This window comes from Ruegeria sp. CDSB029 (genome assembly GCF_059611125.1).
Genome location: NZ_JBXWOX010000007.1, coordinates 143,490 through 160,868 on the forward strand (window position 1 = coordinate 143,490; position 17,379 = coordinate 160,868).

General features: G+C 58.5%; 21 protein-coding genes. 7 read left to right on the forward strand and 14 right to left on the reverse strand.

Going from position 1 to position 17,379, the window contains the following annotated elements; genetic code table 11:
• Window positions 1-132: 132 nt before the first annotated feature.
• Window positions 133-588: a redox-sensitive transcriptional activator SoxR gene (soxR, locus tag AC2FI8_RS10795; protein WP_496767593.1), complete on the reverse strand. Its 456-nt coding sequence runs from the start codon at window positions 586-588 to the stop codon at window positions 133-135.
• Between the two features lie 88 nt (window positions 589-676).
• Between soxR and AC2FI8_RS10800 the strand changes: the two genes are divergently transcribed.
• The 3 genes from AC2FI8_RS10800 (at window position 677) to AC2FI8_RS10810 (ending at window position 2,776) form a co-directional block, all read left to right on the forward strand.
• A complete protein-coding gene (locus AC2FI8_RS10800) occupies window positions 677-1,057 on the forward strand; it encodes a VOC family protein (protein WP_282152501.1) in 381 nt (126 codons plus the stop codon).
• 241 nt (window positions 1,058-1,298) lie between these two features.
• The gene (gene greA / locus AC2FI8_RS10805; RefSeq protein ID WP_496767595.1) at window positions 1,299-1,769 is read left to right on the forward strand and encodes a transcription elongation factor GreA; all 471 of its coding nucleotides are present in this window, start codon (window positions 1,299-1,301) and stop codon (window positions 1,767-1,769) included.
• A gap of 14 nt (window positions 1,770-1,783) precedes the next feature.
• Window positions 1,784-2,776 (forward strand): hypothetical protein, encoded by a 993-nt coding sequence (locus AC2FI8_RS10810; protein WP_496778958.1) that lies wholly within the window; start codon window positions 1,784-1,786, stop codon window positions 2,774-2,776.
• On the opposite strand, the gene AC2FI8_RS10815 is transcribed toward AC2FI8_RS10810, so the two are convergent.
• The 5 genes from AC2FI8_RS10815 to AC2FI8_RS10835 form a co-directional block, all read right to left on the reverse strand.
• Window positions 2,777-4,042, reverse strand: a complete 1,266-nt coding sequence (locus tag AC2FI8_RS10815; protein ID WP_496725798.1) for a molybdopterin-binding protein — start codon at window positions 4,040-4,042, stop codon at window positions 2,777-2,779.
• Entirely contained in the window at window positions 4,039-4,530 is a 492-nt protein-coding gene (mobB, locus tag AC2FI8_RS10820; RefSeq protein ID WP_496778960.1) for a molybdopterin-guanine dinucleotide biosynthesis protein B, read from the reverse strand. The genes AC2FI8_RS10815 and mobB overlap by 4 nt, the downstream gene beginning before the upstream one ends.
• Entirely contained in the window at window positions 4,527-5,171 is a 645-nt protein-coding gene (mobA, locus tag AC2FI8_RS10825; RefSeq protein WP_496778962.1) for a molybdenum cofactor guanylyltransferase MobA, read from the reverse strand. The genes mobB and mobA overlap by 4 nt, the downstream gene beginning before the upstream one ends.
• A gap of 59 nt (window positions 5,172-5,230) precedes the next feature.
• Complete coding sequence (locus tag AC2FI8_RS10830) at window positions 5,231-6,184, reverse strand: AEC family transporter (protein WP_496778964.1); 954 nt, start codon at window positions 6,182-6,184, stop codon at window positions 5,231-5,233.
• A gap of 111 nt (window positions 6,185-6,295) precedes the next feature.
• Entirely contained in the window at window positions 6,296-7,237 is a 942-nt protein-coding gene (locus AC2FI8_RS10835; RefSeq protein ID WP_496778966.1) for a formate dehydrogenase accessory sulfurtransferase FdhD, read from the reverse strand.
• On the opposite strand from AC2FI8_RS10835, the gene AC2FI8_RS10840 reads away from it, so the two are divergent.
• Entirely contained in the window at window positions 7,236-7,952 is a 717-nt protein-coding gene (locus AC2FI8_RS10840; protein WP_496778968.1) for an AzlC family ABC transporter permease, read from the forward strand. The genes AC2FI8_RS10835 and AC2FI8_RS10840 overlap by 2 nt on opposite strands.
• A complete protein-coding gene (locus tag AC2FI8_RS10845; protein WP_058273577.1) occupies window positions 7,949-8,281 on the forward strand; it encodes an AzlD domain-containing protein in 333 nt (110 codons plus the stop codon). Before AC2FI8_RS10840 ends, AC2FI8_RS10845 begins: the two co-directional genes overlap by 4 nt.
• On the opposite strand, the gene AC2FI8_RS10850 is transcribed toward AC2FI8_RS10845, so the two are convergent.
• From AC2FI8_RS10850 to AC2FI8_RS10880, 7 genes are all read right to left on the reverse strand, one after another.
• The gene (locus AC2FI8_RS10850) at window positions 8,270-8,902 is read right to left on the reverse strand and encodes a hypothetical protein (protein ID WP_472722817.1); all 633 of its coding nucleotides are present in this window, start codon (window positions 8,900-8,902) and stop codon (window positions 8,270-8,272) included. The genes AC2FI8_RS10845 and AC2FI8_RS10850 overlap by 12 nt on opposite strands.
• An 18-nt stretch (window positions 8,903-8,920) precedes the next feature.
• Window positions 8,921-9,055, reverse strand: a complete 135-nt coding sequence (locus tag AC2FI8_RS10855) for an aa3-type cytochrome c oxidase subunit IV (protein ID WP_058273578.1) — start codon at window positions 9,053-9,055, stop codon at window positions 8,921-8,923.
• Window positions 9,056-9,123: 68 nt separating this feature from the next.
• Window positions 9,124-9,684: a hypothetical protein gene (locus AC2FI8_RS10860; protein ID WP_496767609.1), complete on the reverse strand. Its 561-nt coding sequence runs from the start codon at window positions 9,682-9,684 to the stop codon at window positions 9,124-9,126.
• Window positions 9,671-11,509: a glycerophosphodiester phosphodiesterase gene (locus tag AC2FI8_RS10865; protein WP_496778970.1), complete on the reverse strand. Its 1,839-nt coding sequence runs from the start codon at window positions 11,507-11,509 to the stop codon at window positions 9,671-9,673. Before AC2FI8_RS10865 ends, AC2FI8_RS10860 begins: the two co-directional genes overlap by 14 nt.
• Window positions 11,510-11,573: 64 nt before the next feature.
• Window positions 11,574-12,026 (reverse strand): DUF6173 family protein, encoded by a 453-nt coding sequence (locus tag AC2FI8_RS10870; protein WP_058273581.1) that lies wholly within the window; start codon window positions 12,024-12,026, stop codon window positions 11,574-11,576.
• Between the two features lie 4 nt (window positions 12,027-12,030).
• Window positions 12,031-13,077, reverse strand: a complete 1,047-nt coding sequence (locus AC2FI8_RS10875; RefSeq protein WP_496778972.1) for an MBL fold metallo-hydrolase — start codon at window positions 13,075-13,077, stop codon at window positions 12,031-12,033.
• Window positions 13,077-14,780 carry an acyl-CoA dehydrogenase family protein gene (locus AC2FI8_RS10880; RefSeq protein ID WP_496767617.1) on the reverse strand — a complete coding sequence of 568 codons (1,704 nt, stop codon included), beginning with the start codon at window positions 14,778-14,780 and terminating at the stop codon, window positions 13,077-13,079. The genes AC2FI8_RS10875 and AC2FI8_RS10880 overlap by 1 nt, the downstream gene beginning before the upstream one ends.
• A gap of 137 nt (window positions 14,781-14,917) precedes the next feature.
• On the opposite strand from AC2FI8_RS10880, the gene AC2FI8_RS10885 reads away from it, so the two are divergent.
• Complete coding sequence (locus tag AC2FI8_RS10885; RefSeq protein ID WP_496778974.1) at window positions 14,918-15,868, forward strand: L-threonylcarbamoyladenylate synthase; 951 nt, start codon at window positions 14,918-14,920, stop codon at window positions 15,866-15,868.
• Here the strand turns inward: AC2FI8_RS10885 and AC2FI8_RS10890 are convergent, their stop codons facing one another.
• Window positions 15,869-16,423, reverse strand: a complete 555-nt coding sequence (locus tag AC2FI8_RS10890; RefSeq protein ID WP_496778976.1) for a YqgE/AlgH family protein — start codon at window positions 16,421-16,423, stop codon at window positions 15,869-15,871.
• A 145-nt stretch (window positions 16,424-16,568) separates the two neighbouring features.
• Here AC2FI8_RS10890 and AC2FI8_RS10895 point away from each other — a divergent pair, with 145 nt between their 5' ends.
• Window positions 16,569-17,375, forward strand: coding sequence for a protein-disulfide reductase DsbD domain-containing protein (locus AC2FI8_RS10895; RefSeq protein ID WP_496778978.1), 807 nt, complete (start codon window positions 16,569-16,571; stop codon window positions 17,373-17,375).
• Window positions 17,376-17,379: the final 4 nt, after the last annotated feature.

Sequence of the window (17,379 nt, forward strand, 5' to 3'; positions counted from 1 at the left end):
GGGCTCCCTAGCTAACTTTCCGAATTGGCGCTTTCACTGCATGCTCTGCGCAATTTTGTTTCTCGGCTGATTACATGGTCGCAAACACCTTGGTCAATCAAAACACGGCGTAACTTTGCTGCAATGCGGCAGTTATGCCTCGGGTGAGTCTCCCATCAGGTACCTGGGACCGCTACCATGGGATTTTGCGCGGTCATCCGGGTTGTAGAGGGCGCATTTCGGCAGGCTGAGACACCCGCAGCCGATGCAGCCATCCAAATTGTCGCGCAAACGCGTCAGGGTATCGATTCGCTGGTCCAGATGGGCCCTCAGCCCTTTGCTGATGTCCTGCCAATCCTTCGGTGTTGGCGTGCGGTTTCCGGGCAGGCCAGACAGTACCTCGCGAATCTCGGGCAGAGTCAAACCGAACTGCTGTGCAATCATCACAAAACTCAGCCGTCTGATGTCTGCACGCTGATATCGCCGCTGCCCGCCCGCATTGCGCCAGGGTGATATCAGACCTTGCGCCTCATAGTACCGGATCGCCGAAACGGCCAAGCCTGTGCGCCGGGCCAACGCGCCAATTGCCAACCCTTCCGAAGCTGCCATCACATCCTCCTGAAGAATCTCTTGATCTAAAGTTAGGTTTAGGAATTATGGTGAGTCGGGACAAGCCTCAAAACACGAAGGAGATCCCATGATGGCGACACTTGAACACACCAATTTCACCGTTCGCGACCCGCAAGCTTCGGCTGCGTGGATGCACAAGGTATTTGGTTGGAAAACACGCTGGGAAGGCCCGGCAATTGCAGGCGGCTACACGGTCCACGTGGGCTCCAAGCACACCTATCTGGCGCTTTACGCGCCCAGCGATCCACAACCGTCCGGGGAAAGTAGCTATGACATCGTCGGCGGGCTGAACCATGTGGGTGTTCTGGTCGAAGACATCGACGCGATCGAGAAAAAGGTGATCGACGCCGGCTTCACGCCGAAGTCCCATGCTGATTACGAACCGGGTCGGCGGTTCTATTTCAATGACGACAATGACATCGAATTCGAAGTGATTAGCTACGATTAAGGTGTTCTGGGAAGCACCTGATAGAATCTTCATCGTCAATGCCCGGAGGGCGCGAAGCGCGGCAGGGTATTGGCGATTCAGGCTTTTCCCGATCACCATAGGCCGTAATCCGCGCGTTGCGCGACCAAGCCCCCTTGCAATTCACGCCTCATTTGGGTCAGGTATTCGACGACCCATCAATTCGCCCCGACGCTTGTCTCATGCGGCGGGGCGAAACAATTTATGCGTGGACGACAAGAACATGGAAAAGATTCCAATGACGCCTACGGGCAATGCCGCTCTCGCGGCGGAGCTGAAGAACCTCAAATCGGTCGAGCGCCCGGCGATCATCGAAGCTATTGCCACAGCGCGCGAGCTGGGCGACCTGAAGGAAAACGCCGAGTATCATTCAGCCCGCGAAAAGCAGGGCTTCATCGAAGGGCGCATCAAAGAGCTGGAAGGCATTCTGTCGCTGGCCGATGTGATCGACCCCGCCAAACTGAACGGCGCGATCAAATTTGGCGCAAAGGTCACCCTGGTGGATGAAGACACTGACGAGGAAAAGACCTGGCAGATTGTTGGCGAATACGAAGCCAACATTGAAAAAGGCCTGCTGAATATCAAATCCCCCATCGCGCGGGCATTGATCGGCAAGGAAGAAGGCGACAGTGTCGAAGTACGCACCCCCGGCGGTGTGCGGTCCTATGAAGTTCTAAGTATCGAGTATGCCTGACCGGAGCCTTGACCATGTCAGAGCCCAATCCCGAACAAGATCCCGAACGGCCAACCCCTTTGGGGATATATGACAAGCCTTCGCATCCTTCGGTAACCGAGATCGAGATCGTTGCCGTCGCGCTTAGCGTGGTTTGGCTGATCGTGTCGATTGTGTTTCTGGTGCTTCCCGACAAGGTCGATGGCGGCGGATTCGCCGTGACTCTGCTGGCTGTTTTCATGCCGGTGGCGATGATTTGGGTCGCCGCTATGGCTATGCGCGCCAGCCGCGTCATGCGCGAGGAAAGCGCCCGGCTGCAGACCGCAATAGATGCAATCCGTCAGGCTTACGTGATTCAGCAACAGCGCGCCGCCAGTTTGCAAGAACCCGGTGTCAGCAAAAAGCTGGACGAAATCGCCGAGACCGCCAAAAAAGCAGAAACCGCGCTGGCGACGTTTTCGTCGAAACGGACCGAGCCGGTTCGCGGCGAAGCATCAGTTGCCACAGGCGACCAGACATCTTTGGAACTGGGCACTCCGGCCGAAGATATCGCGCCGCCATTGACGACCGATACCTTCATTCGGGCGCTGAACTTTCCTGAAACACAGGATGACGCCGAAGGGTTCGATGCCCTCAGGCTGGCGCTACGGGATCGCAAGACCGCCCAACTGGTGCAGGCTTCGCAGGACGTGCTTACACTGCTGAGCCAGGAAGGCATCTATATGGACGATCTGCGCCCGGATATGGCGCGTCCCGAAATCTGGCGACAGTTCGCACAGGGCGCGCGCGGCCGCGCGGTTGCCGCGTTGGGCGGGATCAGGGACCGGTCTTCGCTGGCACTGACGGCAGCGCGGATGAAGCAGGACCCGATATTCCGGGACGCCGTGCATCATTTCCTACGCCGTTTTGATCACATGATCGTTGAATTTGAACCGGTTGCCAGCGACGCGGACCTGACTGCATTGGGCGACACACGAACCGCCCGCGCTTTCATGCTGCTTGGGCGCGTCGCGGGTACATTTGACTGATCACAACCCAAAGCTGCCATAAGGAATGAACCGCACCAGATCACCCGGCCTGATGTGACATGCGCCATCCTGAATCTCGACCAGCCCTTCGGCCCAGCTAAGGCCGCTGATACGACCCGATCCTTCCGATGCAAAAACCTCGACCTGACCGTCTCGGACACGGGCGCGCAAGTATTCGCGCCGCCCCGGTTTTTTTCGTTTTTCGAAACCAGCAGGCAAATTGAACGCCTGCGGTTCGGACCAGCCCTCGCCCGCCATCAGACCCAGTGCAGGTCGGGCAAAGATCAACGTACAGACTTTGGCTGCGACGGGATTACCCGGCAGGCCAAATACGGGCGTTTCGTTCCACATACCCAGCGCCAATGGGCGGCCGGGCTTTAGCGCAATGCGCCACTCCTGCATCGCACCGGCCTCTCGCAATAGGGCTGAGACATGATCTTCATCCCCGGCGGACGCGCCGCCGCTGGTCAGAATGACGTCGGCCTGTTCTGACGCCTTGTCCAGCCTGTCACGCAGATCTTCCCGGTCGTCGGACACGCGCCCCATATCCACCGGCTCATAGCCCAGTCGCGCGATCATCGACAACAGCATCGGACGGTTGGCGTCAAATATTTGGCCGGGTCCGGCAGAGTTTCCAGGCTCGACCAGCTCATCCCCGGTCGAGAGAACCGCAACGCGCAGCGTCTTGCGTACCGCGACCTCGGATATCCCGGTGGCCGACAAAAGGGCCATGTCAGCAGGGGTCAATCTGCGCCCGGTAGGCAGAACCAAATCGCCCTCGGCCACGTCTTCGCCAGCTTTGCGGGTATTGGCGCCCTGTTTCAGCGGGCCGTGAAAGGCGATGTGACCATCCTGAACGGTCACGTCTTCTTCCAGTATGACCGTATCCACACCGGTAGGCAGCGCTGCGCCGGTCAACACGCGCAGTGCCTTGCCGTGTGGCACCGCGCCATCAAACGGAATACCAGCCGCAGCGCGCCCATCCTGCAGCGGCATCACTTGGGGACCCACGGGGGCGGCCCCGGAAAACCCATAACCATCCACGGCCGTGTTTGGCTGCGGTGGGTTTGAACGTTTCGCAAAAACGTCTTCTGCCAGTATCCGCCCCACAGCCTGCCCGATCAAAGCCGTTTCGACCAAAGTCACCACCGTCAACCGAGATCGCAACAAGGCCAGCGCGTCGTCCACTGGTGTCCAGTTGACCCCGGCAGGCAAGGCAAAACAATCATTTCGCAGGGGCGGAGGCGTGATGTTTGGCGGCGTCATAATCCGACCTCTTTCAAGATGAAATCCGCGACTGCGGCGGTGTTGTCCAGATCAAACACCGGAACCTGTACCTGCAGGGGCGTATCGCTGGCGACAGCGCGGATCGTACTGTTTTCCGGGGCCATCAACGCATTGCCGGCCTCGGCACGAAACGCTTCGACCTTGGGGTGGCTTTCTCGTTTGAAACCTTCGATCAGTACGAGATCGACCGGAAGCAGCCGAGCCAGAAGATCAGCCAAAGGCGGCTCAGGTGCCCCGCGCAGTTCCTGCATCACCGCAATGCGCTTGCCGGATGCCAACAGCACCTCGGACGCACCGGCTTCTCGATGGCGGAAGCTATCGGTGCCGGTCTGGTCGACATCGACCGCGTGATGGGCATGTTTGACCGTCGAAACTGAAAAGCCGCGCCCGGTTATCTCGGTCACTAACCGCTCCACTAGGCCGGTCTTGCCTGCGTTTTTCCAGCCGGTGACGCCGTAAACCCTCATGCCTGCTCCAGCAGCTTTTGCGCCCGCGCCAAATCGTCGGGCGTGTTGACGTTGAAGAAGGGATCGAAAGGTTCCGCAGGAAACAAAGCTTCACGACCGTCATGTTTGTCGGTCCACAGCACAACCTTGCGCAGCCCGTCATTCAAGGCATCCCGCAGATCATCGCGCAGCGCGACAGGCCAAAGGCCAAAAGTGGGGTGTCGGTTGACCCGATTGCCGCCGCCGGATTTCAAAGCCTCATCCCCGGTGCGCGGCGTGGTGGCCAGCACCAGAGGATGTGTTTGCCCTTGGGCAGCGTCGGTCAGCCGCGCCACAAGATCGCGTGGAAAAAACGGCGTGTCGGCGGCGGCTGTGACTATGCTGTCGGCGCCTTGCTTAGCAGCCCAGTCGAGCCCCGCCAGCACACCCGCCAAAGGCCCGGCGAAACCTTCGATGGTATCGGGCAGAACCGGCAGGTTCAGATCGGCGAACCGCTCGGGGTCGCCATTGGCGTTCAGCGCCAGACCATCGACCTGCGGGCCAAATCGGTCAATGACATGAGACAGCAGGCTTTGGCCTCCGATCTGCAACAGACCCTTGTCGCCCCCACCCATTCGGGTGGCGAGGCCGCCTGCGAGGATTACGCCCAAAGGGGTGTTCATTGCTGCACCTTGTTGCTTGCATCCAAGTGATCAATAGATCGCAACTTTGTAGAGCGAACTCAATTCAATTGGAACGCGGTAGGATGCAGATGATGCAGGACAAACAGCCACAGGATCAAAGTCCCGACCGCCAGGAACGAGGTCGCCGACACGATGTGAGCGGCGAGTTGCGGCTCCTGATCATAATGTTTGGCCAGCAAAAAGATGCTCTTCGCCGTGGGCGCTGCTGCAGAGACCGTCGCCGCAATGATCCAAAGCGGATCCAGCCCAATCAAATGCCCAGCAATCAGCACCACCCCCGGAACAACGAGAAGTTTTACTACCGTCAAAAACAGGATCATCGGTCCAGTCCGAACAATTGTGCGAACACTTGTGGTAAACCCGATCGCAAACAGCGCAACAGCTGCAAGCGCCTGGCTCATAAGCTCTAAATAATCCGAGACGGCGTCAGAAAACCCAATACCTGTGAAAGAGTAAAGAACGCCCAACAACGTTGCCGCGATTATCGGGTTTTTCAAAACATTAAGAAGGATCTTGTAAATTGGTGTCTTGGCGCTTGCCTTGTGCCCGGCCGAGGTTTCTAGAATGGTGGTCATGATCAACAGCAGAATGGCGACCACCAGATTTGCCAATACAGCCGGCAGCGCCCCCTTTGATCCAAAAATCGAATGAAGGATGGGCAACGCAACCAACGCTGTGTTCGAGGCAACGCCAGCAAAGGCCAATACGGTTGCTGATCCGACCTGAAAACTCGTCAGCGCTTTCAAACCGATGAACAGGACGGCAAAAAGAGCCAGTATCGTACCGCCATACGACACGTAGAAACCGTAGTTCAGAAGGTTCTCAAACTCCTCCTGACCAATCAGGTAAAACATGATGGCGGGGATCAGGACGTAAACCGCAAACTGCACCAGAGATTCTGACGTGTCTTCACCCAGAAGATTCGTCCAAGAAAACACGTACCCCGTCAAGATCACCGCGAAGACCGGTGCAATTAAACTGATTAATTCCATAGCTTCCCTACGTGGCAACCATCCAAAATTCCACTCTGAGTTGCTCCACCTTAGTGTATATCTTCTGGAACTTGCAGAGTTTTCTCAGAACGACTGGTTACCCAACGGATTTCAGGACTGGGAACTTTTCCTTTTGTGTTTCTTATCTTCGACCGCCACAGTCGCTGGATCCACATCACGCATCAGTCGGTCTTCGCCTGAAAGACATACAAAGCGCTGCCCACGCATACGGCCGATCAATGTCAGTCCGACTTCGCGAGCGATCTCTACGCCCCATGCGGTGAAGCCCGATCGAGACGCCAGAACCGGGATGCCCATCATCGCGGTCTTGATCACCATTTCCGAGGTAAGGCGTCCAGTGGTGTAGAGGATTTTGTCTTCAGCCCCCTCACCTTCTGACAGCATCCAACCCGCGATCTTGTCGACCGCGTTGTGGCGGCCCACGTCTTCCATATAGACCAACGGGCGGTTCTCGTGACACAGCACTGTACCGTGGATCGCCCCGGCCTCAAGATACAGCGACGGGGTACGGTTGATCTTGGCCGCCAGATCATAGAGCCACGACGTGCGGACCGAGACCTGCGGCAGGCGCACGTTCTCCAATCCTTCCATCATGTCACCGAACACCGTGCCGACCGCACAGCCGCTGGTTCGGGTCTTTTTCTTCAGTTTGTCCTCATACGAGGTCTCGCGCGCAGTGCGTACCACTACGGTTTCCAGATCTTCATCGTAATCGACGCGCGTGATGTCGTCATCGACCAGCAGCATCCCCTGATTGCGCAGGAACCCCAGCGCCAGATACTCGGGGTAGTCACCGATCGTCATCGCCGTCACGATCTCTTGCGAATTCAGGAAAATCGTCAGCGGGCGTTCCTCGACCACCGAGATCTCGCTGACCTCACCATTCTGGTCCACGCCTTCAACGGCGCGGGTCAGGCGGGGCGCACCGGGATCTGGGGCGATGATGTAGCCTGACTGGTTCTGTTCCGTGGCCAATTGCAACCCTTTCCCAAGACCGCTACTGCTGCGGGGATCACCATAGGATTTAGCCATGGCAGACACCACATCCAAGTCATACTTCTGGAGGGGTTTTCGCGACGGGACCCCGTTCATTTTTGTGGCGATCCCGTTCGGCACCCTGTTCGGCGTCTTCGCGACCGAGGCCGGGTTGAATATCGTGCAAACCATGGCCTTCACGTCCACTGTCTTTGCGGGTGCTGCGCAGTTTGCCGCGCTGCAATTGCTGCAGGATCAGACGCCGACGGCCATTATTCTTGTTTCTGCCCTGGCGGTGAACCTGCGGATGGCGATGTATTCAGCGTCACTGACGCCCTATCTGGGCGCTGCGCCGATGTGGCAGCGGGCCTGTGCCGCCTACCTGACCGTCGATCAATCTTACGCCTGTTCAATCGTGCAGTTTGAAAAAGAACCCAGGATGACGGTGCCCCAGCGCATGGCTTATTTCGTGGGCTCGGTCACCCCCATCACGCCGCTATGGATATTTGCGACCTATCTGGGCGCGGTTCTTGGCACGCGCATTCCCGAAAGCTGGGCGCTGGACTTTGCCTTGCCGATTACATTTCTGGCAATGATCGGGCCGATGATGCGCACCCTGCCCCATGTGGTGGCTGCGCTGGTGGCCATTGTCGTTTCTTTGATGACCGCTGGCATCCCATACAATCTGGGCCTGCTGATTGCCGGATGTGCCGGCATGATGGCCGGCGCTCAGGCCGAATTGTTCGCCGAACGCAAAAAGGCCACACAATGACCCCTGTTGATCCGGTCACGATCTGGTCCATCATCATTGGACTTGCCATTGGCAGTTATAGTTTGCGGTTTGTCTTTATCGGCCTCGTCGGGGATCGTCCGATGCCTCCCTGGCTGTTGCGCCACTTGCGCTATACCGCTGTCGCCATCCTGCCAGCCCTGATTGCACCGCTGGTTGTTTGGCCAACCGCAACTGAAGGGCAGCCCGACATTCCACGGATGGCGGCCGCCGCGGTTGCGCTAAGCGTTGGAGTGATCACAAAGAATGTGCTGGCAGCAATCTTCAGCGGCGCCGCAACACTGTACGGGTTGCTGTACTTATTGGGTTGAGACCGTTTCCAGTTGGTTCAGTGCCGCATTGTTGGCGGCCAGACCTTTTTGCAGGTCGGCATCGTCGTTCTCACGATACTCCGTTGTCACAACACCCGGAAGCTGACCGAATTGATCCGACAGCTTGACCGGAAAAAAGGTCACGTCGATCTGTTCGAACCCCGGAACCTGCTTCAGCAGCGACGCGGTGGAATTCGCACAATAGGCACCTGCGACCGGACCGGATTGCTTGGCCAGCTGCAATGCGATCTCAGCCTGTTGCGGGCTGACTTGAATCGTCTGGATACGCGCATAATGTGTCTCGCGCGCGTGCGAGCTGCGATAGGCGCGCTCGACATTCGGGGTGATACCGTACAGTACGTCGTCCTTGATCGGAACCACATCTGCGCGGAAAGACCCCGCAGGATCAAAGATCACCCGCTCGCTGCCGCTGATCATCAACGAAGTATGGGCACCAGACCCGGTGCGCGTGCTGATCATCGTATACAGCGTCAGGGTCGAAGGCCCCGGATCACGATAGGATCGGGCAACGACCTCGGCCCGGTCGGCTTGCGGGCGCTGCGATCCCGTGCAGCCAGCAACAGTTGCTGCCAGCAGGCAGGCAATCAAAATCCGGATCAAGGTCAACCCCGTATTGGATTATGCGGCGAAGACCGCCAGGAACAGGCAAAGGAGGGCGATGGCAACCACACACCATGTGGTGGCTTTGACGAACCCATCAAAGGTTTTGGTTTGAACAGTGATATCCATTTCGCCGTGCTTGTGTTCAGCCATGAGTCTCAGAATCCTAATTCGCGTGTTTGAAATGTTGGATAATGGAAAATCCGGGGCCTGTCACCACGTCATTCGCGCGCAGGGGCCAAAGGTGGGAACACCGAGCACCCCGGATACCCAAAACCCCAACGCCAGGGCAGGCCCGAACAGGGGCCGCCGCCAAATCGGACCGCCGCGTACATCGCCTCGGCCGTGACAGAATGAGCAGTACGGATTTGTTCGGCCGTCATGTCATAGCGCTCGGCATATTCCTCGGCATGGTCTGTTCCATGCTGTTTGACGCAAGCACGCAAGGTGTCGTCCGCGGACAAGCGCGCGTCATAGCTGTCTTCGGCCCGCAAAGCGCCGCCCGCATGATGATAGGCGCGATCATGGGTCACACAGCAGTATTCCCACGGTGGGTGCGCCTCATACAGTCCCCGAAAGCTGGGAAATGTATCCGCCACAAAACGCCAGCTGGCCGAAAGACCACCCGAACAGCCATCCGTTTCAAACGGAGTCAACTCTGCGTTGCTGCGCTCTGCCATCAGGGAGCGATGCGCGGGCAACTCAAAGCTGCGCATGACGTCTTGCGCGGAGGCTGGCGCGGCACTCAACAAAAGGATTGCTGCCAGTTTAAGGGCTTTCATCGCGCATCGCCTCAGTATCAAAGGACATGCCAAAGGTCGTCGCCAGCCATAGCAACAAACGCTCTGCCGGCCCCATTTCGGCGCGCACACGCAGAATTTCATTCGCCATCGCTGGTCGGTCCGTGATCAGCCCATCCACCCCCATCGACGCCATCGCCGACATTTGCAGCGGATCATTCACTGTCCAAACATAGATGTCCTTACCCGCCGCATGGACCGAATTGACCAAACCCGGCGTCGCCATCGCGGCGTTCACCGCAACAAAATCACCTTCGAGACCTGAGAGATTACCCACAGCAGTCGCGGCCAGAACTCCGGCGCGCCAGTCGGGGCGAATCTTCTTCATCTTTTGCACTGCCGGGTACTTCAGGGACATCGTCGCAATGTCGTCCTGCATGCCCATCTCTTCGACCAGAGCGACAACCCGATTCTCAAGGTCTACGTCGTGGCCGTAGTATTTCAGTTCGATAATGACCTTGGCCTTGCCCTTCGCGGCCTCCAGCACGTCACGCAGCGTCGGCGTCCGCTCATCTGCGTATTCAGGGCCAAACCAGCTGCCGATGTCGATCTGATCGATATCCTCCATCGTGGCATCCCACACCTTTAGGTTAACACCGGCCAGTTTCATGAAATCACTGTCATGGGCGACGATGACTACATCATCCGCTGTTTCCTGCACGTCGATCTCAACCCAGTCGGCCCCGTCCTCAATCGCCTTGAGAACCGAGGCCATCGTGTTTTCGGGCTTCAGCGCGGCAGCGCCGCGATGACCGATAACCTCTGCGCGGTCCGGTGCCTGCACCCTTTCCAGAAGGTGCTGCCCGAACCATATCCCAACAAGAACAGCAACGATGGCGGCCCCAACAGCCGTGACCATTGTTCTGCGCAGGTTGCGCGGCTTTGGAGGGGTTGGTTCTGATGTCTGGATATCAAAGAACCCATCGAGCAGCACTGCCAGTGCGCCCAAAGCCGTGGCTGCCAATACCAGTCCGGCCAGTGACCAGATACCGGCAACGGCGAGGCTGTAAATCAGGGCCAATCTCAGGTTGGCTGCGCCTTGCAGCGGCACCAGCGCGAACAAAAGCCCGGCCAACCAGGCGATCACGGCGGCGATGATAAGGCGCACAGCCAGCCAGATGGCCAGCTCTATCTTGAGGCGTCCGCGCTTACCTTCCATCCGACTGGCGCTGATGCCAAACGCATGTCCGGGGTGAACGCCCTCGAACAAAACCAAATGCAACGACAAAGCCCAGGCTGACAGGCGTCGGATAAGCACCCAGGCCATAGCCAGCGCAACCGCCCCGATCAACACCACAGCCACCCAGAATGAGGGCGGGTGGAATGTCAGATAATAGTTGATGTCATATTCAGTCAGCGTCCACCACGCGATCACGGCAGAAACGATCGCAAAGGGCAGAACCAACAGCAAAACCCGCACAACAAAGCGCACGGCAAACCCGAACAGGGATGGAAGCCGCGACAGGATCAGCCTGATCGAAGAACTGCCAGCGCGCCATGGGTCCGGCTCTGCCATCCGCAGCGACCCGGCCATGACCGAGAAGACAAACACCTCGGCCAGTAGAAACAGGCTGAGAACCACAACGGCCGCAATAAACCCGGCAGGTGAGAGGATGAATGCAGCGATCGCCTGATCAGTCAGCGCCGTCTGGTTGGATAGCGATACGGCAAGATTCACCGTGATCGCCACGCCGGGCGCAATCAGCGCAACCAACAGCAGGCGCACAACAAGATAGATAGGCACAAATACACGGCGGCGGGCCCACGATCCTTTGTAGGCACTTGTAACGGCAGAGAAAGTGGTCACGTGAGGCCCCCTTGAATGGTAAACTCATTCAAGGCTGCGCAGACGTGAATTGCAAGTCAGGTGATCAGCTTTCTTCCAGATCCGCCGCCAGACGGAACCCGATCCGGTTGGCTGGTTTATCCTCAACCGATTTGGGCAGGGCCCGCAGCATCACGTTCAACTGGCTGACATGTTGTACAAGCTGAGTGCGCGCGCCGGTCGCATCGGACCCGTAAAAGGTGATGATATCGGGATCGAAATACCCCATCCCCTCGATCCGCATGACGCCTGCGTCGCCGCCGGTGAATCCCATCGCGACCTCTTGGTCGCCGGTCAGCGTCTTTTCGAAATTCTGGATATAGAGAATCAGCCGCTCATAAGCCCACTGCGCGGGGCTTTTCGTTTCGACCGGCTTTTGCAACGGGCCAGGCAGGTCTTTTGCGCCTGACTTTGCTTCGGGGTCGGAATGCACTTCGTAGCAGCGCGGCAAAGCTGCGGCTTCGGCGGCCTCGGCCGAGGTTTCGATTTGATCCTGCATGGCTTTACCCTTTGCGCTGAAACTCCCACGCCCCGTCCGCGCGGCGCGTCCGGGTGACAGCTCCAATGTGGTAAAGATGGTTCAGATGTGCAACCGCTTCGACCAGCGCAAGCCCATACTCGCCACCGCTGATCTGACGTTTGAACAAAGGCAGGAAACACTCGGCTGCGGTCTTTGGTTGGTCCAGATAATTCTGCAAACGATCCAATGCACTGTGGTGGTTGTCGATCAGTTGCCTCATCCGAATGGGCAGCCCGGTGAATGGCAGCTTGTGCCCGCCCAGCGCCAGATGATCGGGTCGCGCCAGCCCCTGAAGCCGTTCGCAGGCCTCAAGCCATTCCGCAACCGGATCCGCCAAAGGTTCGGTGACATAGACACCCAGATTGGGACTGATCGAACTGAGGATCTGATCGCCGGTGATCACCAGATTGTCGTTTCGGCTCCAGAACGTGGCGTGTTCGGGGGCATGGCCGTTGCCCATGTGGACATCCCAGTCGCGCCCACCAATGCGGATCACGCTACCTTGCTTGATCCGGGTGAACCCCAACGGCATCGGATAGACAGTGTCGCAATAGTTGAAGGGGCGCTCGGCCATCCGCTTGGCCAGAATGTTGGGTGCCATTCCTGCACTGCGGTAGTAGTCCAGCGTTTCCTGCGGCCAGCTTTCCTGAACGTCCAGCTGCAGCATCCGCGAAAACAGCCAGGAGGTGCGCGACGCCACCAGTTCCACACCATGCTCAGATTGAAACCAACCCGCATTGCCCACGTGATCGGGGTGATGGTGGGTCACGACCACCCGCTTGATGGGCTTGCCCGCCAACGGGCCTGCCATCAGCTTTTCCCAGATGCGCCGTGTTTTGTTCGACGACATTCCTGTGTCGATCACTGTCCAGCCGTCACCATCGTCCAGCGCATAAATGTTAACGTGATCCAGCGCCATGGGCAGCGGCAAACGCATCCACAGGACACCTTCGGCGATCTCGGTCGCCTCGCCTTCGGCCGGAGGCTCAGACCAGGGATATCTGATCGCCAAAGGGGTATCACCGTCCATCAGACTACAAGCTCTTCAGCACTTAGACCGAACACATCGTCTGCGCCGGTCTGAGCCTGTACCAACAGCCCAGCGTATTCAGGCAACAGTGCATTGATATAATACCGGGCCAGTTTTAAGCGTGGGCCATTTGGTTCAGCCAAAGCAGATTTCAGGTGGTAATGCGCACCCAGTACACGGGCGAAGGCGTGCAGGTACGGCACCGCACCGGCAAATCTGTTGTTCATATCGGACTGCGCGACCATCCACTCGGTCGTTTCGCGCAGGCTTTCGGTGGCTTCCCAGACGGGGCCAGCCAGTTCGGGCATGGTCGCCCGGGCCTGTTCTGCATGATCTTCGATCTCATCCAGCAGGCGCGCGGCCGCCTCTCCGCCATCCATCATCTTGCGCGCCACCAAATCCATCGCCTGAATACCGTTGGTGCCCTCGTAGATCGCGGTCACGCGGACGTCGCGATAATACTGAGCCGCACCGGATTCCTCGATGAAGCCCATACCGCCATGGACCTGAACACCGGTCTCAGATACGCGCATTCCCGTCTCGGTGCCAAAAACCTTGCCAATCGGCGTCAAAAGAGCGGCACGTGACATCCAATCGGCGTCGCCCGTTGCGTTGGCCATATCGATGGCTGCGGCGTTGGCCAGCATAATCGCACGCGCAGCGAAAGTGTCAGCACGCATGCTCATCAACATCCGACGCACATCCGCGTGGTCGATAATGGTGCCCGAGGGGGTTTTGCCCTGTTTCCGCTCCAACGCATAGGCCAGCGCGTGCTGATAGGCACCTTCGGCTGCACCCACACCCTGACCACCGACGCCCAGACGCGCGTTGTTCATCATGGTGAACATCGCGGCCATGCCGCCATGTTCCTTGCCTACAAGCCAGCCTTTGGCACCGTCAAACTGCATCACGCAGGTTGGTGAGCCGTGCAGGCCCATCTTGTGCTCGACCGATACGACCTTCAGGTCATTGGCCACACCGGGATTGCCGTTCTCATCTGGCAGCAGTTTGGGCACCAGGAACAGCGAAATACCCTTGGTTCCGGGAACGCCATCGGGCAGGCGCGCAAGTACCAAATGGCAGACATTCTTAGCAAAATCGTTGTCACCCCATGAGATAAAGATCTTCTGCCCCGTGATGGCATATGTGCCGTCACCATTCGAGATCGCTTTTGATGTCAACGCCCCCACATCTGACCCAGCCTGCGGCTCGGTCAGGTTCATCGTCCCCGACCATTCACCCGCCATCATCTTAGGCAGATAGAGCGCCTTGAGCTCATCGCTGGCGTGATGTTCCAGAGCTTCGATCTGGCCCTGTGTCATCAGCGGCGCAAGTTGCAGCGAAAGGCAGGCGGCAGACATCATTTCATTCACGGCGGTGGTCAACGTCATCGGCAGACCCATGCCGCCATAATCCGGATCACCACTCATTCCGACCCAGCCGCCTTCGGCTATGGCTTTCCAGCAATCAGCATACCCGGTCGAGGTACGCAGCACGCCGTTTTCCAAGCGCGCGGGCTCAAGATCACCGGGGCGTTGCAGAGGGGCCATCACCTCTTCGCACAGTTTTCCGGCTTCGGTCAGAATGGCACTGACCACATCGTCGCTGGCTTCCGAGAATTTCTCGGTAGCAGCGATCTTGTCAAAATTGACCGCGTGGCGGAACAAGAATTCATAATCAGAGATTGGGGCGCGATATGGCATGTCTTCCCTCTGGGCTGTCTGATTGCGTTTACGCTGACGGGCTTGGAATTTCCACCGCCCACCTTTATGCATCTGGGTTCCACCGATTAGGTATCGGTCTAAATGCTATACGCAATCAAAACGCGGCGTCACCACCAATGATCCCCAACGGCACTCTGACATTAAACGCCGATCCTGCCGGAATCGCGCAGGCGGCAGACTTGCTGCGCCAGGGTCTTCTGGTGGCTTTCCCGACCGAGACGGTCTACGGCCTGGGCGGCGATGCCCGTAACGGAGAAGCAGTGGCAAGCATCTATGCCGCCAAGGGACGACCCAGTTTTAACCCGCTGATTGCGCATGTAGCTTCGGCCGAAGCTGCACGGCGTTTCGTGACATGGTCCGATAATGCCGAGGCTTTGGCGGCCGCGTTCTGGCCCGGGCCGCTGACTTTGGTGTTGCCGCTGCGGCCGGATCACGGGATATCCTCGCTGGTAACTGCCGGGCTAGACACGCTCGCGGTGCGGGTTCCAGCCCATCCTACGGCGCGCGCGTTGCTGTCCGAGTTTGACGGCCCGGTCGCCGCGCCTTCTGCCAACCCATCCGGACAAATCAGCCCAACAACCGCCGCGCACGTCCTGTCCGGGTTGAATGGGCGCATTGCCGCGGTGCTGGATGACGGCCCATGCGGGGTCGGGTTGGAAAGCACCATTGTGGGTCTAGCGGGCGAGCCTGCCCTTTTGCGCCCCGGCGGTGTTGCGCTGGAACAGATCGAGGTGGTTCTGAAGACTCAGTTGCACCACCACCAACCGGGTGATGCGCTGAACGCGCCCGGTCAGTTGCAATCGCATTATGCGCCGGATGCGCCCGTCCGTCTGAACGCCGGCACCGCCCAAGGCGACGAAGTTCTGCTGGGGTTTGGCGCGGTAGACTGCGATCTGAACCTGTCAGCGAAAGGTGATCTTGCCGAGGCCGCTGCCAACCTGTTCGCCGCGCTGCACAGCCTGAACGACACCGGCAGACCAATTGCTGTGACGCCCATTCCGATAAATGGTTTGGGTGCGGCCATTAACGACCGTCTGCGCCGCGCTGCGGCCCCGCGTAACGGCTGATCAGGCGCGCCCGGACTCGGCTGACAGGATCAAGGGGTCAACGCCCAAAGTCGCAAGCGCACCTCCCCATTTTTCATCGTCGGCTACATCGAAGACCAGCTTGGACGACGCCTCGGTCGTGAGCCAGCCGTTCATCGCTATCTCATCCTCAAGCTGCCCAGGTCCCCAGCCCGAATAGCCCAGCACCAAGGTGGAGTTCAAAGGCCCGCGCCCCGAGGCAAGATCCTCGAGGATATCCAGCGTTGCGGTCATGCTGAACTCATCCGTGATGTGCATGGAATGCAAGTTCGCCTCGTAATCCGAGCTATGCAGGACAAAACCACGCGACATCTCGACCGGGCCGCCGAAATGGACCAAACGTTCACCCACAACCGGAATCCGGCAGGGGATGTTGAGCTGACTCAACAGAGTTTTCAGCCGCAGATCCGAAGGTTTGTTGATAATCAACCCCATAGCACCATCTTCGCCATGGCTGCACAGGTACACCACTGAATGGTCAAAACGCGGATCGCCCATGCCGGGCATCGCAATCAACAGTTTTCCGGTAAGTTCCATGGGCGGACATCTCTTAACAGGTCTGTTTCAACAATGACCCTTGCTCACCCGGAATGGCAAGGGATCAGCACACATTTCCGCAGATTTCATCCTAGTGACCGGAACGTGACTTGGAATCTGCGCCGCAACCGCGCATTTATGAACCATGAGCGTTAAAAAGATATTGCCGGCGATCGCCCTTGCCATCGGCGTGGCCTTACCTGCGGCGGCGCAGGTAAAAGGCCCTGTTGCTGAGTTGGACATTCTGGACGGCGGACGTACAGCGAAGGGTACATATTTGAGCGCCGTGCGCGTGACGCTGAAAGACGGTTGGAAAACCTATTGGCGTGCGCCGGGGGATGCTGGAATCCCACCGGAATTCAACTGGAGCCGCTCGGAGAATGTTGGCGATGTGTCGATTACGTGGCCCGCACCGGATGTCTTTGACCAGAACGGGCTGCAGTCGATCGGCTATGAAAACCAACTGGTTCTGCCGGTCGAGATCACGCCGAAAAACCCGGCGCGGCCCGTACGGCTGCAAGGAACAATGGACCTCGGCGTCTGCAAGGATGTCTGTATCCCCGAACAACTTGAATTTGACCATACTCTGGACGCAGAAGCCGGGCGCAACCCGACCATCGCCGCAGCGCTTGCCCAGAGACCCTTTTCTGAACGAGAAGCCAACGTGGCCCAGGCAAGCTGTCACCTGTCGCCAACAGCCGACGGGATGCAGATCGAGGCACGGGTGACCATGCCTTCTGCCGGCGGGCGGGAGGTTGCGGTGATCGAACCGGGCAATCCTGCTCTCTGGGCCTCTCAGACGCAGACAAGGCGGACGGGCAATACTCTGGTCGCAACCTCCGAGGTAATCAACGCATCCGGAGGGCCATTTGCGCTGGACCGATCGGAAATCCGTATCACTGTCCTGGGTGCAAATCACGCGGTCGACATTCAGGGCTGCAGCGCAGGCTGAGCCC